This is a genomic window from Glutamicibacter sp. NPDC087344 (assembly GCF_044744225.1).
In the GTDB taxonomy this organism is placed as follows: Bacteria; Actinomycetota; Actinomycetes; order Actinomycetales; family Micrococcaceae; genus Glutamicibacter.
Genome location: NZ_JBIUXY010000001.1, coordinates 304,749 through 328,803, shown reverse-complemented (window position 1 = coordinate 328,803; position 24,055 = coordinate 304,749). Strand labels below are relative to the sequence as shown.

Below are 24,055 nucleotides of genomic sequence, written 5' to 3'. Positions count from 1 at the left end.
CCAGTTCGAAATTTAGACTGGAGGAATGCAGTTACCACTCAACCGGTTGATCTACATAGATGATTCCGGGCACCCGAAAAGTGGGTTGGTTGTGTACGGGTGGATCGATATTCCGCCCGATCGCTGGTCTACGGTGCTCAGAAACTGGCTGGACCTGCGAAGAAAACTTTGGCGTGAATACCGGATCCCTGTAACGAGCGAGCTCCATGCAACTGACTACGTCAATGGGCGTGGTCGAGTATCTACGAGAGTTCCAGACGCATTTGTCCATCATGGCGTTGAGTATTGGAAAGATTTCGGAAGGGCCGTAGCTTGTGAATGTTTAGATTCTCTGAGAAGTACCGAAGGGTTGAGTCTTGGCGCAGTCTACAGTCGTGGAGCACCGAGGGACCTGGCTCGCACGAAAGAGAAAACTTACCGGGCACTTGTTAATAGATTCGAACGGGAACTGGAATCTTCGCGGTCATTGGCGATGATCATTATGGATGGAGATGGTAGTGATAGTTCGTATCGGGATATCCATCGAAGCCTCGCACTGAGTAAGAGACATGTGATCGAGGATGCTATCTATCTAGATTCCAAGCACTCGCAGTTGGTTCAAATGGCAGACCTCGTGGCATGGACCGCCAACGCTTTTGTAGACCAAAACCCGAAAAATGAATTCGCAAAAGAATGGTATCCGCAGTACCCATCGGAACGGGACAGGCACAGGTACCCTCAGGAAATCTGAAGTCTTAAACAGCGAGACCCCCTGGATCTCAAGTGTATGAGGGAGGTCTGCACGTCCCATGTTACCAGCGTGCGTTAGGGTGTGGAAATTTTTCGTGCTGCACTTTTTGGGGAGTTGTTTGGAACCTGGAGAATGAGCATTCTGATTGCTGACGTGGGGTACATGGCGTCGGTCAGCTAACCGTAGCCAAAAGGTACGTAGAATTCCTTGTAGGCCTCGACTCCGTGAACGTCGAGGCTTGAAATCACCGTACGAGGAGGAATTTTATGGCCATCTTCGCAAAAAAGGGCGATGACGCGGTAGCCGCAAAGCTCGAATCTGCCAGCGCCCCCTACCGGGAAATCGGGTTGCGCCTGCATGAAATCATCAAGGAAGAGGCTCCCTCGCTGCAGCCGGTATTGCGCTGGGGGATCCCGTTTTACACCCGTGGCAAAGAGGACGTCTGCTACATCAAATCCGGGGACGACTATCTGGTTTTCGGGTTCGGTGAAACTATCAATCCGGCCTACAGCGAGGGTGCTGCACTGCACCCGGTGGTGTGGAGCATTACCAGCCTCGACGATGCGGCGGAACAACAGCTTCGTGCCTTGATCTCCAAGGCGGTGGCCTGATCTCTTGCTTCACGGTGTGGTGCGCCCCGGTCAAGGGGCGCACCGCACCGTACGCTAATGGGCGCCGAGCTCATACCAAGGACGCAGCTGGCCTTCGGCCGGGGTGCCGTCCAACACCCGGGCGGTTCCGGCCGCCGGGTCCATGATCACGGTGGCCAGGCTGGCCCAGCGCTGGCCCATGGGAAGCGTCATGTCCGGGATGCAGGTCACCGCAGGCTCGCCGGTGGCGGTGCACATCGAGGCGACGGCTTCTTCCGGGGTGTCGGGCAGGTCCGCCCCCAGCCGTTTGGCCAAAAAGTCGAAACGCTGAGAGGAATCGGGCTGGTAGAGCCAGTTCTTCTCCTGGGCCTTCGGCGTTTCGGTCAGGAAATGGTTGGTGCGCAGGTGCAGCCCTTCGGCCAGTTGTGGAACTTCAAAAACGCCGACCGGGGTGATTTCCAGCAGGGCGGTGGACTGCCTATCAAACAAGGCGAAGGAGCCGGAGGAGGCAATGGGGCAGCTGCGCATCAGCTCGATTGCCTCGGCCACGCTGCCGGCGTTTTGCAGCACGTAGGCGGAGAGCACGTGCATCGGGATGCCGCCGACACCGTCTTGTTGGTGGCCCAGGATGTTGAAGTGCAAGGCAAGACCGGCGTCATTGATGCCGATCTTGCTCAAGATCCCGTGTTCGGTGATCCCTGCGAAGTTGTGTTTGGCGCCGCGCACCTGCTGGGTGTGCCAGAACTCGGCCAATTCCACATGCCAGTCCCAGGTCTGGGCACCGAAAATCCGCGGGTTACTCCCGCCGGTGTTGCGCACAATGGTGGAGCATTCGCCCGGGCCGGTGACCTTGGAAGCTGCCAGGATCTCGGTGCGGGCGTTCAGCGCCGCCAGTTGCCAGTGCTCCACGCCGGCGCCCACTGCCGTGCCCACAATTTCCTGGGCGAGGGCGGGGGAGAAGGTGTTGATGTCTTCCAAGGCGCGTTCTGCCATGGAACGCACCTGGGTTTCGCTGATCCCGCCCAGGGTGAAAAAACGCTGATAGGTTTCAAAGGCGCGCACCAAGCCGTCACCGAGCTGCTCGGCGCGCTGTGCGCCGCGTTGCGCGGGGTCGGTGGAGTTGATCTGCAGGGCCAGACGGTGGGCCGGGCGTGCTGCGGGGAATGAAGTCATGGGTTTTCCTATGCGGGGTAGTGATGCAGCTGGCCGGTGACGACGGTCGCCAGCACCGGATTGGCGGCTTGTTCTTCTGGCGTGAGGGACAACGGATTATTGGCGAAGATGCTTAGATTCGCGGGGGAGCCGGTGGCAACCTGGCCGCCGGCGGGGTTGCCGGTGACCAGCGCCGGGATACGGGTCATCGCGTAGTAGGCTTCGGCGGAGCTGATGGCCTGTTCGGTGTGCAGGGCGGCCCGGCCGGTTTCCTCCACCGGGCGGCGCAGCTGGGCGTCGGCCAGCGCCACACGGGGATCTGCCACGCCGATAGGCCAGTCGGAACCCAATGCCAGCGGTGCCCCGGCGTCCAGCAGGTCGCGGGTGCGCCAGCCGTGGCGTGCCCGTTCGGCGCCCAGCCGGGTGGACCAGTTGTCATCACCGTGCGGGCTGATCAAACGTGTGCCGTGCACCGGCTGCACCGAAGCCACCACGTTCAGTTGCGCAAAACGATCCAGCAACTCATCGCCAATGGACTCTAGGTGCTCGATGCGGTGGGCTCCGCCGGTGGCCGGGCCGGCTGCTTCGATGGCATCCAGGGCAAAGGCCACCGCGGCGTCTCCGATTGCATGGGTGGCGGTCGGCACCCCATGGGCGGTGAAAAAGGTGACCGCCTGCGCATAGGCCCGCGGATTGCGCCACAGGCTGTGTGCGTTTTCGCCCAGGCAGTCCGGGGATTGGAACCAGGCCGAACCGTTGTCCGCGGTGCCGTCCAGCATGAACTTCACCCCGGACACCTTCCAGCGTGTGCCGCCCAGCTTTTGCTGCTCCAGCGCCTGCTGCCAGATCTGAGGTGTCGAATCGGCCGGGATCAGCGGCGAGGCGTGCACGAACAGCGGCAGCAGGTTGCGTTCATCCAGGTATTCGTAGACTTCCTGGGACGGATCGGCGAAGTCCAGCGCGTGCACGCCGGTTAATCCGCTGGCGGCCAGGGTGCGCAACTCGGCGAGCACGTAGTTGGCGGCCTGCGCAATGGATGGCACTGGGTACTGGCTCATGACCAGGTCCATAGCTTGTAATTCCAGGATATATCCGGTGGGTGCGCCGGTGCGGTCAACCACAATCTGCGAGGCATCGGCGAATTCTTCGGTGCCGGTCAGCCCCAGCTGGGCCACCACCGCCGGGCTGATCACCAGGGCATGCGCGTCCGCGGTCAGGTAGCTGATCTTGATTCCGGGGAAGTGCTCTTCAAAAAATCTTCCGTCGACCTCGGAACCAAAGACATTGAGATCCAGATTGAATCCGGTGATCCATTCGGCCCCCGCCAGCTGGCTGATGCGTGCGGCGGTGGCGGAGATCAGTTGCTCGCGGGTCTTCACTTCAGCCAGATCCAACGAGGTGCCCCGTTCAATGGAACCCCAGATCGGGTGGGTGTGGATGTCAACCAGTCCGGGCAGGATCACCCCGTCGAGTTCGATGACCCGGGTGGACTCACCGGCCTGCGCGCGCAGTTCCGGTCCGCCGACGGCGCTGATGATTCCGTCGCTGATGGCCACGGTGGTTTCCGAGGTTTCTTTGGCCAGCGGGTTGATGATGGCCCGTGCCGAAATGATCAGGTCCGCGTTCACTTGGCTTCTCCAACGTATCCGTTATTGGTGTTGACACCAATAGACTCTGCATCCCAAATCTAATAGGGTTGCCGCATGAGGTCAAGCACGGCAAAGCCGCGAGTACGAAAAAATCCCGACGACCGGCGCCATGAAATTCTCACCACCGCCTCCCAGCTGGCGCTGCGGCTGGGACTGGAAAAAGTGACCATGAAATTGGTGGCTGAGCACCTTGAGGTTCGCCCGGGATTGATCAGCCATTACTTCCGCACCATCGATGAGCTGTTGTGCGCCGCCTTTGAACAGGCCGCCACCACCGAGCGGGAGGTGCTTTTCGCGCGGGATGAGGACATGGCCCCCGGGCTTGTGCCGCTAGCCGCCTTCCTGCAGCGGGTGAATGCCCCGGAGTTCGTGGACTTGGGCAAACTCTGGCTTGATGCACGCCACCAGTCGCGCTACCGCCCCGCCCTGCGTCAGGTGGTATCCGAGCAGGAGCAGCTCACCCAGCAGAAGCTGACGGACGTGATTGAAGAAGCCATGGAGCACAAGGACATTCCGCGCGGCGACGCTTTCGGGGTGGCCACCCAGATTCTTTTGGTGGTGGACGGGGCGGGAAGCTACGTCAACACCTCCGAACCCCAAGCGCTCGCCGAACTGGCACCGATCATGCAGCGCATGGCCGAACAAGCCCTGGGTCTGCCGGAAGGAAGCCTGGGCTAAGGGCCTGCATATGGCTTTCGGGCGAGCTCGACCAGGGTGGAAAGCACCCGCCGCACCGCCACCCGATGCAGGGCTTCGGGCCGGGATAGCGCGTCGATTTCGCGCGCCAAAGGCAAATCGTGCAGCGGCAACAACACAATTCCATCCAAGCTCGCGGCACTCATGGTGTGCCGCGGCATCAGCCCCACGGCCTGACCGGTGCGGATGATTGTGGCGGCGACAAAAAATTCGTTAACCCGATGGGCGATATCCAGCGGTTGGCCATGGCGTACCGCGATTGGTGCCAGCAACTGGGACAGCGGGAAACCATCATGCACGCAGATCCAACGTTCGCTGGCCAAATCGAGGGTGCTGATGCTCTGTCGCGAGGCCAGCGGGTGGTTCCTGGCCACGGCGACATCTAGTGGCTCGCTCACCAAATGGGTGGGGACCACGCGCCCGGGCGGCCACGGGTCATCATGGGGCAGGCGATGGGCAATCACAATATCGTGGTTCAAGGTCAGCGCCGGGAAATCCGCCCGCGGCACGTCTTCATCGGAAAGCCGGAGGCTGGGAGTGCCGCAGGTGGCTTCCAGCAAGGGTGCGAACCAGGCAAGCCCGGCACTATGAAAAGCCGAAACGCTGACGGGCTCAGATGGATCTGCAAGGAAGTTGTCCACCGCGCTTGCGGCGTCGGCCATGGCGGTGGCGACCTTCGTTCCGGCCGTCGCCAAGGCCCGCCCGGCTTCGGTCAGTTCCAAGCGGCGTCCGCGGCGGACGGTCAGCGGGGTCCTGAAACCTCGTTGCAGGGACGTGAGTTGCTGGGAAATCGCCGATGGCGTGACCATGAGAGCCTCTGCGACAGCCGCGACGCTGCCGCGCTCGCCGAGTTCACGCAGGACACGAAGCTCATAGAGTTGCATTAGATAATTCTAAATATTTAGTTCAGTAAGTAAAGATTGTTCTTTATTCTTGGTGCCGGAAGCATGGTAGGTATGCAAGAAAAATCACCGTTGACTTCTTTGGCTCCCGACCTGTTGCTGATTGCCGTTGCCGTCACCTGGGGCGCAAGTTATCTTTCCGCGAAGAACCTCGTAGCGGCCACCGACGTCACAACCGCGCTGACGCTTCGATATGCGGTGGCCTTCGCCGGTATGCTGTTTTTCCTTCTCTGCCGGCGCGGCTGGCGGATGACTCGGCGAACCACCGCGGTGGGCGTGGTTTTGGGACTCAGCCAAGCTGCCGTCCTGTGGCTGGAAACCGCAGGTGTGGGCATGACCAGTGCCAGCAATGCGGGGCTTCTCATCAGCCTGAGCTTGATCTTCACCCCGTTGCTGGAAGTGTTGGTCTTGCGGCGCGTATTGCCGGTCGCCTTTTACGCCATGGCCCTGGTGGCCATGCTCGGCGCGCTGCTGCTGGCATCCGGGCAGGGTTTGCGGCTCCCCGGCACAGGGGACTTGTTGGTGCTGGCGGCGGCGGTCATCAGGGCGGTTCACGTCATCGCTACCGCCAAATTCCTCAAGCCCACCGATGATCTACCGTTGATTGTTGGTCTTCAACTCTTCGCCGGGCTGCTGATTTTCCTTTTTCTCGGCGCTCCGAATCTGGGTCAAGGGCTCGGCTCAATGGGGCCGGCGGCCTGGGTTGACGCAGTGTTCCTCGGCTTGGCCTGCAGTGTCTTCGCATTCCTAGTCCAAGCTTGGGCGGTACGCCGCAGTTCGGCGGCGCGTGCCAGCCTTTTAATGGGCACTGAACCGGTTTGGGCTGTGGCGATCGGGGTGACGTTGGGTGGGGATCACATTGCGCCCGTGCAGGCAGCGGGGATGGTGTTGATCGTGCTGGCGACACTGGTTGGTGCCCGGATTGAACGTCGGGCGAGGGAAAGACGGAATTCCGCGTTCGAGGCGGATCAAGGGCGGCGCGATGAGCAACTTATGATGGAATCATGAACCTCCAGCAGCTGCTGCAAGAACTTGCAGGCAAAGCCAGCGAGAAGCACAAAGCCAATGTGGTTCGGTTGGGAATCCCGGAAGCCAACAGCCTCGGTGTTCCGGTCCCCGCCATTCGGGCACTGGCGCGCAGTACATCGAAGTCGAATGACCTTGCCTGGGAGCTGTGGGGCACCGGGTTCCACGAGGCTCGCCTGCTGGCCTGCCTCATTTTTGAACCGGCGACGCTGAGCCATGAGCAGCTGCAGTTGCTGGTGAACGACGTGCGTTCCTGGGATTTATGCGACCACCTGTGCGGGTCGGTTTTCCTGCACGACCGGCACTACCCGGAGCTGATTTCCCGCTGGGCGGACGCCGAGGCAACCTATGAAAAACGCGCGGCCTTCGCCCTGATCGCCACCGCGTCCACGCATGCGCGCAACCTCGATAATTCCCTGGTGACCCAGTGGCTTGAACTCATCGAACAACAAGGCGCCGATGACCGGCTGCACGTCAAGAAGGCGGTTTCCTGGGCTTTGCGCGAAGTGGCGCATCTGGATCTTCGAACCCGGGACACCGCGCTGGCCGTGGCCACGCGGATGCTTGGTGGACCGGGCAAGGCCGGACAGTGGATCGGCAGGGACGCGCTCAAGGAAATCAAGGATCTGGTGTCTGTGCCGGGGCGCCGCCGGCTGGTCTCGGCGCAGTCAAAAGCCGCGCAGGCTGCCGGTTTCTAGGCGGAGGCGGCGGGCGCCACACGGAACTCGTTGCCATCGGGATCGGCACTAAGCGCGCCATGCCGCCCTGCGCGACTGCGCACCCGTGCTCCCAGGTCCACCAGCTGCGTTGTTTGAGCATCCAAGTTGCCAGGAGGTTCTGCGCCCACAAGCTGCACAGTGCCTTCGGGCTGGCCGCAAGAAAGCTCACGGCACTCAATGTTGAAATCATCGGTATGATCTGCAGATGCAAGAGATTTTTGTGGTGACCCATCCTGAATCAACCCATCATGTGCAAGGTCTGGTCGGCGGGTGGTACGACAGCTCGCTGACCGAGCTCGGGCAGCTTGATGCGCAACTGATTGCCAGGGAACTGGCCAGCAGGGTGGATGGCACGGCAGCGCTCTTCAGTTCCGATCTCACCCGGACCTTGCAAACCGCGAAGCCCATTTCCGCGCGGCTGGACCTCGCGGTCCAGCCGCTACCGGGCTTGCGCGAAAAATCCTACGGGATCGCAGGAGGCAAACCCGACCGGTGGCTGCGTGAACACTTCATTGCCCCGCCGCGCGATGGTGAACGGCTCAAACATGACGAAGGGATTCCCGGGGCCGAAACCAAATGGGCTGGGTGCAACGAATTTATGCCTCGATGGACAGCATTCTCCAGGACCCCGCGCGCCACAAGATCATCGTGACCCACGGCGGAACTGCGCAGGTAGTGATCGCTTATTGGCTGGGCATCCCGGCCAAGTCCCTCACCCATGCGGCATTCCACCTGGAATCCGGCAGTATTTCGCACCTGATCCAGGACGATTACTTCCATAACCGCTCGATCCGCACACTCAATTCGGTCAAGCACTTGGCCACGAGCTAGCAACAACGGATCAAACCCGGTCAGAACACCGGGCGGCCGCGTCATAGAGCATTTTATGTGAAATGCAGGCACCGCGGGCCGTGCTGGTGGCCGTGCTGCAGGTCGGCCGGATCTTCGGCAATGGGGCATGCTCCCGCCGGTTTTCGCCCATTCGCGGCAGGTGGTGTCTGTCGTCGGGAAACCTGGACTTCGGTGCGAGCCGAATCGACGCTATGTCCCTGATTCCACCAGCACCGCGAGTTTTGCCGCGGCTTGCTGGAGCCGGTTGACGTAATCCACCCCGCTCTTCGTCATTCTCAAGGACAGCCCCGAGACGGACAACGAGGCTACGACTTCACCGGAGCCGTTGCGGACCGGAACCGCGATGACATAGAGCCCCTCTTCCAGTTCGCCGTCCAGCACGGCAAAACCAGCTTTTTTGATCTCCTGAAGCTGTTCCAGGAGCACTGGGCGGCTGGTGACAGTGTTTTCGGTCAGCGCCTCCAGCTCTAGGGGCAATGCGGCCGCTAAGGCGGCGGTATCCTGTTCTGCCAGCAATACCTTGCCGGTGGCCGAGGCATGTAGCGGAAAGCTGCGCCCGACGTATTGGTGGGACGGTGCGAGCAGCCGGTTGCCCGAGGCCTGGGCGATTGTTTCCTGCGTTGAGTTGCTTGTGAACATCACAAATTCAACCGATTCGTTGAAGGTGTTCGCAAGCTCGTCCAAGAAAGGCTGGAGACGGGGTGCCAAGTCCCTCCAGGGGTCAGCTAGCCGCCCCAGGGCACCGGTTCGCCAGCCGAGCCGGAAATTCCCGCCCTCGCGGCTTAATAAACCGGTGTGAGCCAGACTCAACAGGATGCGGAATGCGGTGGGCCGCGGGATGTTGGTCTGTTCCGCGAGCACCGCCGCGCTGGCCCCGCCCGGGTGCTCGCCGGCGGCGATCAGTAGTTCTGCCGCGCGCAGCGCTGAGCGGTTGAGCTGTTCGAGGTCGTGGTCCATATCCCGCCTTGGGTGAAGCTGTCACTTTTCAGTCATCTTATCGGTGCCCTTGCGTGAAGTGCGAGTCGACGTGTATAAAAATGAACATAATGTCCATCAATTGAACAAGGGAGATCGACTCATGGCATTACCTCAAACAATGGAAGCGGTGCTGCTGACCGGCCACGGAGGCTTGGAGAAGCTTGAATTCCGCACAGATGTACCCGTTCCGACACCTCAGGCGGGCGAGGTTTTGATCCAGGTTCAAGCCGCCGGGGTGAATAACACGGATATCAACACACGTATCGGCTGGTACTCCAAGGCCGTCAGTTCGGATACCAACACCATGGCTTCGAGCGAACACACACAAGCAGATGAGGACGACGCCTCCTGGGCCGGGGTGCCGCTGTCCTTTCCGCGGATCCAGGGTGGGGACGTTTACGGACGCATTGTCGCCTTGGGCGACGGGGTGGCGGATTCGCGCCTGGGGGAAGCTGTTATTGTCCGCAACCTGATGCGCCACTACGTCCAGCGCCGCCCCTATGAATGCTGGACCTATGGCAGTGACTGCGATGGCGGATTCGCCCAATATGCGGTGGCGCCGGACAGCGAGTCGTGGGCCGTGGATTCCACAAAACTGTCACCCGTGGAATTCGGGGCCTTGTCCATCGCTTACTCAACTGCCGAGGGTTTGCTGCATCGCACCGGCGTGGGCGCAGAGAAGATTGTGATCACCGGGGCTTCGGGTGGTGTGGGAATGGCAGCCGTCCAGCTGGCCAAGCTGCGCGGAGCCGAAGTTATTGCTATCTGCTCGGCCTCGAAATTTCCTGAGGTACGTGCCGCAGGCGCTGACCGCGTGGTGGAGCGCGGCGCGGATCTCGCCGTGGAAATCGGTGCTTCCGGAATTGATGTGGTGATCGATGTGGTGGGTGGAGACGGTGTGGGTGAGCTGCTGAACTTGCTGCGTCGTGGTGGACGGTACGGGATTGCCGGGGCTATTGGCGGGCCGCTGGCCCAACTGGATCTGCGGACCATTTACCTCAACGACCTATCGCTTTTCGGCTGCACCTTCCAAGAAGATGAGGTCTTCACCAACCTGGTGCGTTACGTCAACGCTGGTCAGCTTAAACCCTTGGTGTCCAAAACCTATCCGCTGCACGCTATTCGCGAAGCCCAGCAGGACTTCATCAACAAAACGTACCCGGGCAAGCTTGTGCTTGTTCCGTCGGCACCTAACGCTTAGGGGTTCAAATGAAAATCAGCAGCATTGCCATTTATGCCCACGAACTACCGGTGCACAACGGGCCGTATCGGATGTCCCACGGAGAGGTGTATTCCCTTGACACGACGCTGGTGAAAATCACGACCGATACTGGCCTGGTCGGCTGGGGAGAAGCCTGCCCGGTGGGGCCGGTGTACGAGCAGCACCACGCGGCCGGCAACCGGGCGGCCCTGAGCGAACTCGCCCCACGGCTGATCGGCACCGATCCGACGAACATGGTGCTGTTGCACCGGAAAATGGACACCGTGCTTTTCGGGCACAACTATGCCAAGGCTGCGATCGACATCGCCGCCCACGACATCGCCGGAAAACACCTGGGAGTACGTGTGGCGGACCTGCTCGGTGGTGTTGCGACCGAGCCGGTCCCGTCCTACTATGCGTTGGCGGTTGATGAGCCTGAAGTGGTTGCGCAACGTGCGGCCGCGAAGGTGGCCGAAGGGTATCCTCGCCTGCAATTGAAGGTCGGCGGCCGTCCGGTCGCCCAGGACATCGCCACGGTGCGCGCGGTGTGGAAGCGTATTGGTGGGCACGGGATCAAGCTGGCAATCGACGCCAACCGGGGGTTGAACACCAGGGACGCCCTGCGGTTGAGCCGGGAATGCCAGGACATTCCATTTATCATGGAGCAGCCATGCCATACGGCGGAGGAGACAGCTTCGGTGCGTGAACGGAGCAATCACGCGATCTACCTGGACGAAATCACAACGGACCTCTCCAAGGCCGTCGCCCCGGTGGTCCGCCGCGAATGCGACGGGCTGGGGCTGAAAGTCACCCGGCTTGGCGGATTGCATCCAATGAGCGTCCTCAGGGATGTCTGCGAGGCGTTTTCGACCCCGCACACCACCGATGACTCCTGGGGCGGGGATATCATTGCCGCAGCCTGCACGCATCTGGGAGCCACCGTGGCACCTGACCTCAATGAGGGAGTGTGGATCGCCGCCCCGTATATCGACGGCCACTATGACCGTCACGGCGGAATCCGTGTGGTTGATGGCCACATCCAGCTTCCTGCCGGTCCGGGGCTGGGCCTGGACATCGATGAAGAAATGTTCGGTGAACCGGTGGCGGTATACACCGCCTAGGGCCGCCTCAGGCCAGCTCGTGATTAAAACCTTGGAGGCCAGCTCATCATCGAGCTGGCCTCCAAGGGGCTTGGGCAGTGTTACTCCGTCGGGGTTATTTGGAGTCAGCCTTCGCGAAAATCGGGAAGGTATTGGTGTCGATGTCAGGATTTGAATCCTGGGTACCAGCCAGCACCTTGGCCTCCTCGAAGGTGGAAACGACCGGGAATGAGCCAAGCAGCGGCTTGCGGGCGGTTTCCCTCAGGAAGAAGGTGGCAATGAAGGCCACCAGTGAGAAGAACATGACATACAGGGCCGGGACATACCAGAGGCCGCCGGTTGCCTGAAGCAATGCCTGGGAGACCAGCGGGGTGGTTCCGCCGAAAATCGAGATGGCGATGTTGTGGGTGAAGCCCACGCCGGTGTACCGCGATGCGGTGGGGAACAGCTCTGACATGGCGACCGCGGTCAGCGACAAGAAGGCGGAGCTTGGTACGGCGACGAGGAACAGGGCCAGGTACAGCGCACCCATGGTGCCCGACTGCATGATCCAGAATGCCGGGATCAGCAGGACCAGGTTGCCAATGGTCGCCATGAAGTAGACCTTCTTGCGTCCCCATTTGTCGGCAATCAGCGCGAAGAGCGGAATCATCGCGGCCTGCACAAACAGGATGACCACGGCGGCCAAGGCGGTGTGCGCGGCGGCGACTCCCACCTCGGTCTCCAGATACGTTGGCATGTAGCTGGTCAGGGTGTAGGACGCGGTGCCGTCCGCGGCAATCAGTGCGACACCAACCAGGATGTAAGGCCAGTAGAGCTTCAGGACCTTGGGCAGTGAGTGACGGATGAAGATCGAGTCGGGATTTCCCGGATCCGGGATTTCCTGGGTGACTTCAAACGCGGGGGATTCCGGCAGGCGGCTGCGCAGGCTGATGGCCACGATGCCCAACGGCAGCGCCAGCAGGAATGGGATACGCCAGCCGCCGTCGACCATGGCGGTCTCGCCCCACTGCGACTCAACGATAAATGTTGTCAGTGCCACCACGCCGGCGCCGACGGCGAAGCCCAGCTGGGAGCCGACGTTCAGCAGGGAGGTCATGAACGCGCGCTTTTTATCCGGCGAGAACTCGGCGATGTAGGTGGAGGCGCCGGAGTATTCGCCGCCGGTGGAGAAGCCCTGGGCCATCTTCAGCAGGTACAGCGGGATGATGACCCACAACCCGACGGTGTTGGCACTGGGCAGGCAGCCGATCAGGGTGGTTGCGATCGCCATGAGCATGATGGTGAAGAACATGACCTTCTTGCGGCCGATCTTGTCTCCCAGCGGACCCAAGACCATGCCGCCGATGGGGCGGACCACAAAGGAGACCGCGAAGCCGAGCAAGGTCACCAGCAAACCCCAGCTCTCATCCATGCCGGCGGTGAAAACCTTGGTCATGGTCACGGCCAGGTAGCCGTACACCCCGATGTCGTACCACTCGATGAAGTTGCCGACACCGGCACCGATCTGAGCTTGGCGCAGGGCCTTGGGATCTGCGACGATGCAGTCTTCGGCGCGCAGGCGCCGGCTGCCGCCGGTGATCCTGTTGCGATTAGTTGGATTCTGGGACATGTTTCCGCCTTATGGAGGGTTGCTGAAGCGACAGGCTCTGGTGTGCACCAGGTGCCGCGGCACGGCCTGAGGGGCCGGATTTCCAATGCTTCGGGTGCGAGGGATGGATCTGAGCTACGGTCATTGGCCAACCCCCACTTCTTTTTGATGTTCATTAGATGAACGACTTGTTTACTGACTGATCAATAGAATAAGCTCGGAATGTGAGCCAGTCAACTCTCGGGTGTAATGAGGCACTCATTTTGTTTCAAGGCTCTATAACTGTGACTATTGCGAATCCCTAGGGGAGTGAAAATGAAGATCTATGGCACCAGCGGGCGAACCAGCGGACACGTCTTGCCCAATTTCGAGCTGGATAGTGAAAATCCGTTGTTCGGTTTATGGAGCATCTTCCGTGACCCGGCCATCGTCGAGGTCGGCGCGGCCGAAGGTTTTGACTGGGTGTGCATCGATGGACAGCACGGCCACGCCGAACTGGCCGATTACAAAACGATTTTTGAAGCCGCCCACAACTTCGGTGTCCCTGCGGGGGTGAGGGTTCCCAGCCACGAGGTGGGCCACATTGGCCGGGCCATGGATGCCGGGGCCAGGCTGATCATTGTGCCCACCGTGGAAGACGGGGAGCAGGCTACAACGTTGGTGGAAACCTGCCGCTACGCACCGCGCGGAAAACGCAGCTACGGCCCGACCCGTACCATCCCGCGGTACCCCAGCGGTGTGGTGGGCGAGGTGGATACCGATCCGAAGGTCGCCTTGATGATTGAGAGCGTCAAGGGATATGAAAACCTCGACGAGATCCTGGCCGCCGGCCCCGACGCGATTTTTGTTGGCCCCTACGACCTGGCAATTTCCCACGGCTGGTCGCTGGAAGAGCTGACCCGCGGGGACAAGCAGCATGTCCTGCGGGATATCGCTTCCCGTGCCACCGAGGCCGGAGTAGTCCCCGGGCTCTACGCCGGTGACATTTCCCTGGCGAAGGAGATGGTTCAGCTCGGTTTCAAATTCATGCCAATCTGCACCGACGGTGCCCTGATCACCACCGCAGCCCGCCGCCTGCTCGACGCCCGCTAAGGAAAAACAGTGCGTATAACTGAGATCGCGATTTACTCGCACAACCTGCCGGTAGCCAACGGCCCCTACGTCATGTCCCATGGCGAATTCAGTGATGTGGACACCACCCTGGTCAAGATCACCACCGACACCGGACTGGTCGGCTGGGGAGAAACCTGCCCCATTGGTCCCGTGTACCAGCCGCACCACGCAACCGGAGCCCGTGCGGCCCTGGAAGCCATGGCGCCAGGGCTGATCGGTGAGGATCCGAGCGAAATCAAAAAGCTGCACCGGAGGATGGATTCCTTGCTCGCCGGGCACCGCTACGCCAAGGCCGCCATCGATATTGCCGCCTATGACCTGACGGGCAAGCACTTCGGGGTGAGTGTGGCTCAACTGCTGGGCGGGGCTACCGTGGACCGGGTGCCGTCCTACTACGCGCTGAGTGTTGGCGAGCCTGAGGTGATCGCGCAGACCGCGGCGGAGCGTGTGGCCCAAGGGTACCCGCGACTGCAGATGAAGGTCGGTGCCCGCCCGGTGGAGCTGGATATCGAGACGGTGCGCAAGGTGTATGAAAAGGTGGGCAATCGTGTCAAGCTCGCGGTGGATGCCAACCGCAGCCTGAACAGCCGGGACCTGTTGCGACTGAGCCGTGAATGCCAAGACGTTCCGGTGATCATTGAGCAACCCACCAACACCATTGAAGAGATCGCCCGGGTGCGCCCCATGCTGCATCATGCGGTGTACATGGACGAGGCGGCCGATTCGCTGTCCACCGTCATGCGGGTGATCGGTGACGGCCTGGTGGACGGTTTCGGCATGAAGGTGACCCGTTTGGGCGGGATCCAGCCGATGACCGCTTTCCGTGATGTGTGCGAGGCGGTCAACCTGCCGCACACCGTGGACGATGCCTGGGGCGGGGACATCATCAACGCCGCCTGTGTTCAGGTAGGCGCCACGGTGAATCCGAAAAACCTTGAAGCGGTCTGGATTGCCGAGCCGTATCTTGCCGAACACTACGACGAGCTGAACCCGGTGAAGGTCATCGACGGGCACATCAAGGTCCCCACCGGACCCGGCCTGGGGGTAGTTCCGGACGAAGCGAAGTTCGCCGCCCCACTAGCTGTGATCGGGTAGTTTCCACGCCCCGCCGCCTTCTTGATCCGAAGGCAGCGGGGCGACAGTCTTTTAAAGACAAATCTTAGAGGCCCAGCATTCGCCAGGCGTTGCAGGCCAGATGGAAATCGGAAATATCCGCCACCTTGCGCACGCTGCGGCCGGTGCTGGCCTCCACCTGCCGGATGCGGTAGGCCAGCGTTTGACGGTGGATGCCCAGCGCGGTGGCGGTCTGCTGCCACTGCAGGTCATGCTCCAGCAGGGCGAAGAGCGTCTGGCGGTACATCTTCGCCTGCTCGGTCTGGGTGGTCAGTGGTCCGAGCACCCGGGTGACAATAGCTTGCGCCTCACTGGCCGAGCGGGCCAGCAGCGACACTTGCAGACCCGAAAACTCATGGATCCCCGGGGTGTTCCCGGCGGACTCCGCCAACGCGCTCAGCGCTTCATCGGCGGCCCCGGGCAGGTCGGCCAGGTTGTGCTGCACCGGGCTTGAACCGAGGGTGATCTCCAACGCGGCGGCGATCTGCCGCACGGCGGGAAGATCCGCTTCGCGTACCGCGGCAACGGCATGCCGTTTCCAGCTGGCAACAAGCGGCAGCAACCCGTGCAGCGCCAGGGACATGGCCAGGCGATCCCGGTGTTTATCGGCGGTGGCGAGCACCCGATACCCCTCGGCTTCCTTCAGCCAGGTGCCCCCGGAAAGCTGCGCTGGTTCCAGCCGCCCGGCCAGTCCCAGCTGCAGTGTTGCTTCCCCGTCGGTGATGGCACCGTGCGCCACCTGCAGCAGGGAGTTGGCATCCACCGAAAGGATTAGCTTCAGGTGCACCAGCAGCAACGAGTCGATCGGAGGCTCGGCCGGGACCAGCAGCTGCGTTGCACGCAGGGTGGACAGCGAATGCCGGCGCAACGCGCCCTGAGGGGTCTGCCCGATCACCACGCAGCCCGTGGCGGTATCTTCCACCGCCACCTGCACCCCGAGCAGCTTGTGCGCCCAGTCGCCGTTGCGTTTAGCCGCCCTGGATTGCGAGCCGGCCTCCTGATACAGCCGGGACAGCACCAGCACCCCGCGGTTGAGCTGATTGGTGGTGACCGCCGCGACGGTGCGGGCAATCACCACAAAGGGAGTGCTCGTGCCGGTGGAGAGCAGGGGCAAATCCAGCTCATCGGCCTGGGTTTTCATGGCCTCGGTGATAGCCGGAGCCAACCCGTCCGCGCCGATGGTGATCCCCGGAATGCCAGCCGCATGGACCCGACGGACGTACTCGGCCTGGGCGTGGGCCTCGGCGGGAAGATTCAGTCCCAGGGTCATAAGCAGTTCCTCAGAACCCAACCACAGCCAGGGCTCGGCCGACTCGCTGGTCTGCGCCCAGCGTACGGTTCGACCCAGCCCGCCGGCACCGGCCACCACGCTGGTATCCAAGGTGGGGTCGGCTATCAGGTCGCCCACGGTCAGCAGTGAAGACATCATTATCCCTCTGTATAAAAATCCTTCAATTATCATACAAACGAATGACTGCAACGTGCATCAAATGCTCCTAGGCTGAAAACAAGAAAAAAAGAACTCCCATTGTTCCCCAGGAAGCAGGCAATCATGAGTGAGAATTTTGACACCGACGTCATCATCATCGGCGCAGGCCTAGCCGGCGCCACCGCAGCGCGTGAGCTGGGAGCTCGCGGGGTGGACACCATAGTCCTTGAAGCCCGGGATCGTTTGGGCGGGCGCCTGTTCACCGAGAAGCGTTTCGGCAAGTACCTGGAACTCGGCGGCAACTGGATGCACTGGACCCAGCCTCACGTCTGGGCCGAGATCACCCGCTACGGGCTGGAAGCCGACCGGCTGGCCCGCGCCGAAGAGACCTTCTGGTTTGCCAACGGCCAGGTGCAGAAGGGCGATCTTCCAGGGTTCATGGAATTGATCGACCCCGGGATGGAAGCCCTGGTGGGCAACTCCGGCAAATTGCTGCCGCGCCCGGACCAGCTTGCCGACAGCGAGGAATTCAAGGCGGCCGACCAGCTGACCTTGCAGCAGGCCCTGGACGCACTGGACCTGAGCGACGACGAACGCCAGGCCAACGAGGCAGCTTGGATCGGGCACTGCAACGGCCCGCTGGACCAGGTAGGTTTCAGCGCCGCCATCCGCTGGACCGCGGCAACCTCCGGTGCCTGGAAGGTCATGCACGAGGCAAGCTCCGTGTACCGCCTGAAGGACGGCAACGACCAGCTGGTGAAATCCATTGCGGGGGATATCAAGGGAGAAATCCGCCTGAACACTCCGGTGACCAAAATCGAGCACGATGAAACCGGCGTGAGTGTCACCGTGGACGGCGGGCAGCAGCTGCGCGCCCGCAAGGTGATCCTGACCGCCCCGCTGAACATCCTGCACGAACTGGACATCACCCCGGCACTCTCCGCGGTGAAACTCGAAGCCTCCCAGGCCGGCACCGCCTCCCAGGGAGTCAAGCTCTGGATTCGCGTGAAGGGCCCCATCAAGCCATTTTTCGCCTACTCCACCAAGGACCACCCGCTCTCGGTGGTGCGCACCGAATTTGTGGGTGAAGAGGACGCGGTCCTGGTGTCCTTCGGCGGCGACGCCTCCCGTATCGACGTGACCAACATTCAGGAAGTCCAAAAGGCCCTCAGCGTCTGGCGCGACGACCTGGAAATCCTGGAAGTGGCGGCACACGACTGGAATGCAGACCCCTACGCCAAGGAAACCTGGCTCATCCACCGCCCGCAGGCCTACACCACCAGCCAAGCCGAGCTGCAGCGCCCGGAAGGGCACCTGCACCTGGCCGGGGGAGATATTGCCAACCTCTGGGCTGGTTTCTTCGACGGCGCCATTGAAAGCGGCCTCGTGGTGGCCCGTGAAGTCGCGGAAAAACTGACCAGCGAAGCGGCCCAAGCGCTCGCCGTCAAGTAGATCACGCCAGGCAGCAGTGGCGGGGCACCAGATGCGCCCGCCGCTGACTAGTGACGTAATTGCACAGGTGATAAACATTACTGTCGAGAATTTGCGCTACTGAAAACATTGCTCTGACTAGTACTGTTATTGGTTTTGAGCAGCTTGGGCCAATTTTTGATTTTTGCCCGGATCTGCGTATGATTATCTACGTTGCAAAGACCGGTTCAAAAAATAACTAGTCAGAGTGAAGTTAGCGCCTCTAGCTCAATTGGCAGAGCAAATGACTCTTAATCATTAGGTTCCGGGTTCAAGTCCCGGGGGGCGCACGGTAGATCCGGTCTGATTCGTCAGGCCGGATTTTTTGTACAGCAACGAAACGAGGTTAACCGATGAGCACCGCCGCACCATCAACCGCTCGACTCTCTGTCGGAGATCAGGCCCCGAGCTTCACCCTGAACGACGCGCACGGGAAAAGCGTCTCACTCTCGGACTACCTGGGCAAAAAGACCATTGTGTACTTCTACCCTGCTGCCTCCACCCCGGGCTGCACCAAGCAGGCTTGCGATTTCCGCGACTCCATCGAGTCGCTGATGGGACATGGCTACCAAGTCCTGGGAATTTCCCCGGATGCCGTGGCGAAGCTCGAAAAGTTCACCACCAATCAAGAGCTGAACTTCCCGTTGCTTTCCGACGAGGACCACGCTGTTGCCGAATCCTATGGCGCCTGGGGCGAAAAGAAGAATTATGGACGCACGTACGAGGGCCTGATCCGCTCAACGATTGTTGTTGATGAAGAAGGAAAAGTGCAGGTTGCCCAGTACAACGTGCGCGCTACCGGGCATGTTGCCAAGCTCCGCCGTGACTTGGGCATTGACCCCAAGTAACAACACCATTGGTCGATTTCTTATCGGCCTAATCTTCCGCTACACTAAATGAGGTCGCACTTCGGGAAGCCACTTTCCGGTGTAGCGCGAGCGAGTATGGCGGAATTGGTAGACGCGCTGGATTTAGGTTCCAGTGTCTTCGGACGTGAGAGTTCAAGTCTCTCTACTCGCACCAAGAAAAACCCTGCGAACCACCCACGGTCGCAGGGTTTTTGTTGTCTTAAAGTAAGCCGAGGCGTAACGCCTTGCATCAAGGGTTTAGTATCAAAGAATCGTCCTGTGAGCGGGCGGGTGTTTGCAGTGGTGCCGGAACTGATCCGGGAGAGGGGCAGTGGTGAACGAGCGAAAGCTACCCACAATGTATGGTTTGGCCGAATCCGATCCGGAGCAGAACCTCATCAAACCCGAGGGACTGAGCCCCACTGCGCTGGAGCAAATCGACCGGATCATGGCCGAGATGGGCCGAATGCGGCAGCTGGAACGCCAGATCATGCGCAATTCGCAGAACTTCATGAAACTGAACGAAACGGACATGCGCGCCCTGCGCATGCTGATCTCTGCCAAACATGCTGGCACCGCGGTCACCCCTGGACAGTTGGCCCGCTACCTCGGGATCTCCAGCGCTTCGGTGACCAAAATGATCGACCGCCTGATCGACGGTGAACACGTTGCCCGCCGGCCGCATCCCACCGACCGGCGTTCCTGGTGCATCGAGATCACCGAGCAAACCCACCTGATGGCTCGGGACCAGGTGGGACGCCACCACGCCAAGCGCTTTGAGGTCGCTCACGAATTCACCGATTCAGAGCGAGAGGTCATCATCAGGTTCCTGGCCCGCACCTCGGACGCCATGGAGAACAGTCTTAATGGTGTCGCCTCGGCAGATCAGCCGAGCGCAACGGCGGGGGACTAACTCACCTGAGATCCTGTTTTTCGGCCTGCTGGGCAATGCTTTTGAGCATGCCGGAGAAGATGAACGAATGAAACGGGCTCACCGACCACCAGTAACAACGCCCGGCCAAACCCCGCGGGATAAAAATCGCCCGCTGGGTGAGGCGCACGTGATGCGCCGTCGGTGATTCCAGCCGGAACTCCAGCCAAGCCTGGCCCGGAACCCGCATCTCGGCGCGCAACCGCAGCAGCTGCTTAGGTTCCAATGCCTCAACACGCCACCAGTCAACGACGTCACCCAGTGCCAAACTGTTGCGTGAGCGCCGGCCGCGCAACAAGCCCACCCCGCCGCTGAGTTTGTCCATGAGTCCGCGAAGCCGCCAGAGACTGGGCAGCACAAAGTATCCGGATTCTCCGCCGATCCGACCGATCACGTCGAAAACAGCGGTGGAATCCGCATGGATAAGCATGGACCGCTGGTCAACGAAGATTTTGCGCCCGGACCACTGCGGGTCCGAGGGGAGCGGTTGGGCCGGGGCCAGCACGGGGTGGGCCGTGGCCCAGCTGGTTTCCACCGAATCCGCGGCGATTTTTTCCAACGCCAAACGCACCGCCTCGGGGTAGTCGGTCAGCCCGCCGGCGGGCGGGGCAATCAACTCACCGATATCCGGGGGACTCACCAGGCAGTCGTGCTGCAGCGAGCCCACCAGGGCGGTAGCAAGCGTGTGGGGCAGGGGAGTGACCAGATTGACCCAGTGCGCCGCCAACTGCGGTGTGAGCACCGGAAGCGCCCAAATGCGCGGCTCGCGTAATCCCGCCACCCTGGCGTAGCAGCGCATCAACTCCGCGTAGCTGTAGGCGCGCGGCCCGCCGATGTCATAGGTTGCGTTGACCGGCTGATCCAGGTCCGCGCAGGCCGCCAGGTAGTGCAGGGCGTCGCGGACCGCGATCGGCTGGACCTGATTTGTCACCCAGCGGGGCGCCGGCATGACCGGCAGCACGTCGCTGAGGTGACGGATCATCTCAAAACTGGCTGAACCGGATCCGATCACCAGCCCGGCCTGCAAAATCAAGGTGTGCACCCCGGCCGCACGGGATTTTTCGGAGTCCAGGATTTCTCCCACCTTCACCCGGGATGCCAAATGCTCGCTGAGTTCACCGTCTGGGTGCAAGCCGGAAAGGTACACCAGTTGGGCCACCGATTGATCCTGGGCGCAGGCCGCCATGATCTGGGCGCATTTCTCCTCTTGAGCCATGAAGTTTTTGCTGCCAGACATCGAGTGCACCAGGTAGTAGGCGGTGTCCACGCCGCGCAGGAACTTGGCCACCTGCTCGGCATCCTGCAAACTTCCCTCGATGACCTCGACGTTTCCGCGCCAGGGCACATCTCGCAGGCGTTGGGCATCCCGAGCTAGCACCCTGACGCGGTGTCCGCGCCGCAACAGCAGCGGGACCAGTCTCCCGCCGATGTATCCGGTGGCTCCGGTGACTGCAATCAGCGCCATGACGTGCTCCGTGTCTTGCGGTGGTACACCGTGACGGCGAGCGCCGCCGCGAGCAGGAGCCCTGCGGTGATCAGTGCCCAGGTCCCCACGAGCGTGGATTGGTTGGGTCCGGTGAGCCTGCTGATTCCGATCCAGGCCAGTCCCCAGCTGATGGCGGCTGCCGGGCTGAGTTGTCCTTTGCTGTAGATGCTCAGGGCCAGGCCCAGGCCTGCGGCGGCGATCAGCAAGATGACTGCCGTGGTTGCGGTCATCGTGGTATGTTCTGCCACTCCCAGTGAGCTGATCCAGGCGGCGGTGTTGGCCACGCTGGCCACGCAGACCCAGCCCAGGTAGGTGCCGAAGGTGACCCAGAGGATCCACCGTTCGGTGCGTGTGGTGCTGCCGTGTTCGCGCAGCAGCATGAGGAGCCAGATGAGCGAGGCGAGCAGGGTGAAAATGACCAGGACGCTCAGGCCGAGCCAGCCGCGTTGGGCGGTGAAGATCCACAGCGCGTTCAGTAGGGCGGATGCGCTGGCCGGGGTGCGCAGTGTCCGCAGGGTCGCCGAGTGCGCGCCGGCGGGGATGAATTGGTAGATGGCGAAGACTGCCAGGCCGAGGTAGATCAGTGTCCAGATGGCGAAGGCCGGCCCAGCGGGGGCGAGCAGGGTGGCGTCCGCGCTGAGGTATCCGTCGGAGGCGTCCTGGATGGGTGTTCCGCCCAAGGCGCCGCTGCCGATGGCTGAACCGATGATGGCCAGGGTGATGGCGCAGGCGGTTGTGAGTTGGGCCATCAGCGGGGTTCTGCTCTGGTGCTCTGGTGGTTGTTTCATGGGTGCTGTCCTTGGGAGGTGAAAACTTTCTGGCAAGAGTCGACAAATGAGAATACTTAAACCATGATGTATCTAGATAGGCTAAATATCAACCAAGCGAGATAATATGCCAGTAAACTCAGATCCATCCTCCGGTGACACTCTCACCGCCGCGGAGCTTTTCCGCCTGACCCAAGAGTTGTTCCTCGCCTACGACGTGGCTCAAAACCACTACCGCGCCGAGTTGGACATCAACGATTCGGACTTGCGCGCCCTGAACGTTGTGCGAGCGGTCAGCGAACTGAGTCCCGGGGTGTTGGGACGCTATTTGGGTCTCTCCTCGGCCGGCTGCACCACCATGCTGGACCGGCTGGAAACCGCCGGATTCATCTGCCGCCACCCGCATCCTGCAGACCGCCGCCGGACCTTGGTGGTGCCCGGACCAAGCTTTCCCCGCACCATGGGCCCGGGCCTGCAACTGGTCCGAATCATCTGCGGACTGTGGCAGCAACTCGACCAACAGACCCGGGCAGCAACCGCCGAGATGCTGCGCCAAGCCACCACCGAGCTCATCACCAGTTCCCAATCCACCGTAAAACCCGAGAAGTAGGACCCCATGACCACACATGCAAACCGCTCGGACCCCCAGTCGGTACAACACACCCTCACCTTTGCCGACGCGCAGACACAGGCAGAGATTTATCGGCATCTAGAGAAACTCACCACCGCGGCCCAGGAACGAACCGCCGCCTACTCCGGCCTCGGTGCGCAGCTGTGGGAACAGCTCGCCCAACGGATTGCCGGCGGAAAACTGGCCCGCCCCGGACTGGTGATGCTCGCCTTTGAGGCGTTCGGCGGACAGCACCGACGCCAAGCCTTGGACCTGGCGTGCGCTTTCGAGCTACTGCACAACGCGCTGGTCATCCACGACGACATCATCGATCGAGATTTTGTGCGCCGCGGGCAACCAACCATCTCTGCGCTGTACCGCGAAAAGGCACTGAGCTGCGGGAGCAGCCCACAAGACGCCGAGCATCGCGGCAATAGCGCCGCGCTGATTGCAGGGGACCTGCTATTGAGCGAAGCGATCAAGATTGCCGGACGGGCAGCCTCCGGGTTGGATCACGAAACACAGATCGAGGCCTGCTTTTTCCAGGCCATCGAACAAGCCGGCGCCGGAGAACTGGAAGACCTGTTGTATTCCCTCTACCCGAACCCGGTCACCACGGCCGAGGTGCTGCACATGGAGGAACTCAAAACGGCCGCCTATTCCTTCCAGCTCCCGCTGCAAGCCGGCGCGCTGTTGGCCGGCGCCGACACACTGCAAGCGCAGCTGCTTGGCACCGTCGGCTCCAAACTCGGGGTCGCCTACCAGATCATCGATGACGTCTTGGGAACCTTCGGCAACCCGCAACACACCGGCAAACCGGTCGACTCGGACCTGCGCGAATTCAAAAACACCATCTTGCTGTCCCTGGCCTCCGAGAACGCGGACTTCATGAGCTTGCTGCACAAATTCCGGACCGGGCAGGTGCCCGCCCAAGCGGTCCGCCAAGCACTGGCCGCGCAGGACGCTGAATCCTTCGCGCGCCAGCTGGCCCACCAATTGTGCCTCTCGGCCACCGGCTCCGCGGCCTTCCTCCGGCTGCCGGATCTGGCGCAACGCAGGCTGCAAAAATGCACCGAACTGATCCTTGAAAGGAGCTGGTAAG

General features: G+C 61.5%; 25 protein-coding genes and 2 tRNA genes. 18 read left to right on the top strand and 9 right to left on the bottom strand.

Annotation, left to right across the window (positions count from 1 at the left end):
- The first annotated feature begins 25 nt into the window (after window positions 1-25).
- Window positions 26-730 (top strand): DUF3800 domain-containing protein, encoded by a 705-nt coding sequence (locus ACIOWL_RS01425; protein WP_400380746.1) that lies wholly within the window; start codon window positions 26-28, stop codon window positions 728-730.
- Window positions 731-996: 266 nt separating this feature from the next.
- Complete coding sequence (locus ACIOWL_RS01420) at window positions 997-1,341, top strand: DUF1801 domain-containing protein (protein WP_400380743.1); 345 nt, start codon at window positions 997-999, stop codon at window positions 1,339-1,341.
- A gap of 54 nt (window positions 1,342-1,395) precedes the next feature.
- Here the strand turns inward: ACIOWL_RS01420 and ACIOWL_RS01415 are convergent, their stop codons facing one another.
- Window positions 1,396-2,493 (bottom strand): C45 family autoproteolytic acyltransferase/hydolase, encoded by a 1,098-nt coding sequence (locus tag ACIOWL_RS01415; protein ID WP_400380740.1) that lies wholly within the window; start codon window positions 2,491-2,493, stop codon window positions 1,396-1,398.
- An 8-nt stretch (window positions 2,494-2,501) separates the two neighbouring features.
- Window positions 2,502-4,100, bottom strand: a complete 1,599-nt coding sequence (locus ACIOWL_RS01410; RefSeq protein WP_400380737.1) for an amidohydrolase — start codon at window positions 4,098-4,100, stop codon at window positions 2,502-2,504.
- Window positions 4,101-4,175: 75 nt separating this feature from the next.
- Here ACIOWL_RS01410 and ACIOWL_RS01405 point away from each other — a divergent pair, with 75 nt between their 5' ends.
- Window positions 4,176-4,799 (top strand): TetR/AcrR family transcriptional regulator, encoded by a 624-nt coding sequence (locus ACIOWL_RS01405; RefSeq protein WP_400380734.1) that lies wholly within the window; start codon window positions 4,176-4,178, stop codon window positions 4,797-4,799.
- Here the strand turns inward: ACIOWL_RS01405 and ACIOWL_RS01400 are convergent.
- Window positions 4,796-5,701: a LysR family transcriptional regulator gene (locus tag ACIOWL_RS01400; protein WP_400380731.1), complete on the bottom strand. Its 906-nt coding sequence runs from the start codon at window positions 5,699-5,701 to the stop codon at window positions 4,796-4,798. The genes ACIOWL_RS01405 and ACIOWL_RS01400 overlap by 4 nt on opposite strands.
- Before the next feature lie 72 nt (window positions 5,702-5,773).
- On the opposite strand from ACIOWL_RS01400, the gene ACIOWL_RS01395 reads away from it, so the two are divergent.
- Together ACIOWL_RS01395 and ACIOWL_RS01390 are read left to right on the top strand one after the other, a co-directional pair.
- The gene (locus tag ACIOWL_RS01395; protein WP_400380728.1) at window positions 5,774-6,727 is read left to right on the top strand and encodes a DMT family transporter; all 954 of its coding nucleotides are present in this window, start codon (window positions 5,774-5,776) and stop codon (window positions 6,725-6,727) included.
- Window positions 6,724-7,443 carry a DNA alkylation repair protein gene (locus ACIOWL_RS01390; RefSeq protein WP_400380725.1) on the top strand — a complete coding sequence of 240 codons (720 nt, stop codon included), beginning with the start codon at window positions 6,724-6,726 and terminating at the stop codon, window positions 7,441-7,443. The genes ACIOWL_RS01395 and ACIOWL_RS01390 overlap by 4 nt, the downstream gene beginning before the upstream one ends.
- Here the strand turns inward: ACIOWL_RS01390 and ACIOWL_RS01385 are convergent.
- Window positions 7,440-7,592, bottom strand: a complete 153-nt coding sequence (locus tag ACIOWL_RS01385) for a VOC family protein (RefSeq protein ID WP_400380722.1) — start codon at window positions 7,590-7,592, stop codon at window positions 7,440-7,442. The two genes, ACIOWL_RS01390 and ACIOWL_RS01385, sit on opposite strands and share 4 nt — an antisense overlap.
- 77 nt (window positions 7,593-7,669) lie before the next feature.
- On the opposite strand from ACIOWL_RS01385, the gene ACIOWL_RS01380 reads away from it, so the two are divergent.
- Together ACIOWL_RS01380 and ACIOWL_RS01375 are read left to right on the top strand one after the other, a co-directional pair.
- Window positions 7,670-8,116 carry a histidine phosphatase family protein gene (locus ACIOWL_RS01380; RefSeq protein ID WP_400380719.1) on the top strand — a complete coding sequence of 149 codons (447 nt, stop codon included), beginning with the start codon at window positions 7,670-7,672 and terminating at the stop codon, window positions 8,114-8,116.
- Entirely contained in the window at window positions 8,071-8,295 is a 225-nt protein-coding gene (locus ACIOWL_RS01375) for a histidine phosphatase family protein (RefSeq protein ID WP_400380716.1), read from the top strand. The genes ACIOWL_RS01380 and ACIOWL_RS01375 overlap by 46 nt, the downstream gene beginning before the upstream one ends.
- A 210-nt stretch (window positions 8,296-8,505) precedes the next feature.
- Here the strand turns inward: ACIOWL_RS01375 and ACIOWL_RS01370 are convergent, their stop codons facing one another.
- Window positions 8,506-9,273 (bottom strand): IclR family transcriptional regulator, encoded by a 768-nt coding sequence (locus ACIOWL_RS01370; protein ID WP_400380714.1) that lies wholly within the window; start codon window positions 9,271-9,273, stop codon window positions 8,506-8,508.
- 121 nt (window positions 9,274-9,394) lie between these two features.
- Between ACIOWL_RS01370 and ACIOWL_RS01365 the strand changes: the two genes are divergently transcribed.
- Window positions 9,395-10,495: an alcohol dehydrogenase family protein gene (locus ACIOWL_RS01365; RefSeq protein WP_400380711.1), complete on the top strand. Its 1,101-nt coding sequence runs from the start codon at window positions 9,395-9,397 to the stop codon at window positions 10,493-10,495.
- 8 nt (window positions 10,496-10,503) lie between these two features.
- Window positions 10,504-11,616, top strand: a complete 1,113-nt coding sequence (locus ACIOWL_RS01360; RefSeq protein WP_400380708.1) for a mandelate racemase/muconate lactonizing enzyme family protein — start codon at window positions 10,504-10,506, stop codon at window positions 11,614-11,616.
- Between the two features lie 94 nt (window positions 11,617-11,710).
- Here the strand turns inward: ACIOWL_RS01360 and ACIOWL_RS01355 are convergent, their stop codons facing one another.
- Entirely contained in the window at window positions 11,711-13,207 is a 1,497-nt protein-coding gene (locus ACIOWL_RS01355; RefSeq protein ID WP_400380705.1) for an MFS transporter, read from the bottom strand.
- Window positions 13,208-13,501: 294 nt separating this feature from the next.
- Here ACIOWL_RS01355 and ACIOWL_RS01350 point away from each other — a divergent pair, with 294 nt between their 5' ends.
- Complete coding sequence (locus ACIOWL_RS01350; protein WP_400380702.1) at window positions 13,502-14,278, top strand: HpcH/HpaI aldolase/citrate lyase family protein; 777 nt, start codon at window positions 13,502-13,504, stop codon at window positions 14,276-14,278.
- A gap of 9 nt (window positions 14,279-14,287) precedes the next feature.
- The gene (locus ACIOWL_RS01345; RefSeq protein ID WP_400380700.1) at window positions 14,288-15,394 is read left to right on the top strand and encodes a mandelate racemase/muconate lactonizing enzyme family protein; all 1,107 of its coding nucleotides are present in this window, start codon (window positions 14,288-14,290) and stop codon (window positions 15,392-15,394) included.
- A 64-nt stretch (window positions 15,395-15,458) separates the two neighbouring features.
- Here ACIOWL_RS01345 and ACIOWL_RS01340 read toward each other — a convergent pair whose 3' ends face one another.
- Window positions 15,459-16,841, bottom strand: coding sequence for a PucR family transcriptional regulator (locus ACIOWL_RS01340; protein WP_400380698.1), 1,383 nt, complete (start codon window positions 16,839-16,841; stop codon window positions 15,459-15,461).
- A gap of 123 nt (window positions 16,842-16,964) precedes the next feature.
- Here ACIOWL_RS01340 and ACIOWL_RS01335 point away from each other — a divergent pair, with 123 nt between their 5' ends.
- From ACIOWL_RS01335 to ACIOWL_RS01315, 5 genes are all read left to right on the top strand, one after another.
- The gene (locus tag ACIOWL_RS01335; protein ID WP_400380695.1) at window positions 16,965-18,293 is read left to right on the top strand and encodes a flavin monoamine oxidase family protein; all 1,329 of its coding nucleotides are present in this window, start codon (window positions 16,965-16,967) and stop codon (window positions 18,291-18,293) included.
- Window positions 18,294-18,528: 235 nt separating this feature from the next.
- A tRNA-Lys gene (locus ACIOWL_RS01330) sits at window positions 18,529-18,601 on the top strand.
- A gap of 63 nt (window positions 18,602-18,664) precedes the next feature.
- A complete protein-coding gene (gene bcp / locus ACIOWL_RS01325; RefSeq protein ID WP_400380692.1) occupies window positions 18,665-19,159 on the top strand; it encodes a thioredoxin-dependent thiol peroxidase in 495 nt (164 codons plus the stop codon).
- Window positions 19,160-19,249: 90 nt separating this feature from the next.
- A tRNA-Leu gene (locus ACIOWL_RS01320) sits at window positions 19,250-19,334 on the top strand.
- A gap of 183 nt (window positions 19,335-19,517) precedes the next feature.
- Complete coding sequence (locus tag ACIOWL_RS01315; protein ID WP_400381527.1) at window positions 19,518-20,072, top strand: MarR family winged helix-turn-helix transcriptional regulator; 555 nt, start codon at window positions 19,518-19,520, stop codon at window positions 20,070-20,072.
- 1 nt (window position 20,073) lies between these two features.
- On the opposite strand, the gene ACIOWL_RS01310 is transcribed toward ACIOWL_RS01315, so the two are convergent.
- Together ACIOWL_RS01310 and ACIOWL_RS01305 are read right to left on the bottom strand one after the other, a co-directional pair.
- Entirely contained in the window at window positions 20,074-21,555 is a 1,482-nt protein-coding gene (locus tag ACIOWL_RS01310; protein WP_400380691.1) for an SDR family oxidoreductase, read from the bottom strand.
- Window positions 21,546-22,364 (bottom strand): tryptophan-rich sensory protein, encoded by an 819-nt coding sequence (locus ACIOWL_RS01305; RefSeq protein ID WP_400380688.1) that lies wholly within the window; start codon window positions 22,362-22,364, stop codon window positions 21,546-21,548. Before ACIOWL_RS01305 ends, ACIOWL_RS01310 begins: the two co-directional genes overlap by 10 nt.
- Window positions 22,365-22,470: 106 nt before the next feature.
- Between ACIOWL_RS01305 and ACIOWL_RS01300 the strand changes: the two genes are divergently transcribed.
- Window positions 22,471-22,953, top strand: coding sequence for a MarR family winged helix-turn-helix transcriptional regulator (locus ACIOWL_RS01300; protein WP_400380686.1), 483 nt, complete (start codon window positions 22,471-22,473; stop codon window positions 22,951-22,953).
- Window positions 22,954-22,959: 6 nt separating this feature from the next.
- Window positions 22,960-24,054, top strand: coding sequence for a polyprenyl synthetase family protein (locus tag ACIOWL_RS01295; protein ID WP_400380683.1), 1,095 nt, complete (start codon window positions 22,960-22,962; stop codon window positions 24,052-24,054).
- Window position 24,055 lies beyond the last annotated feature (1 nt).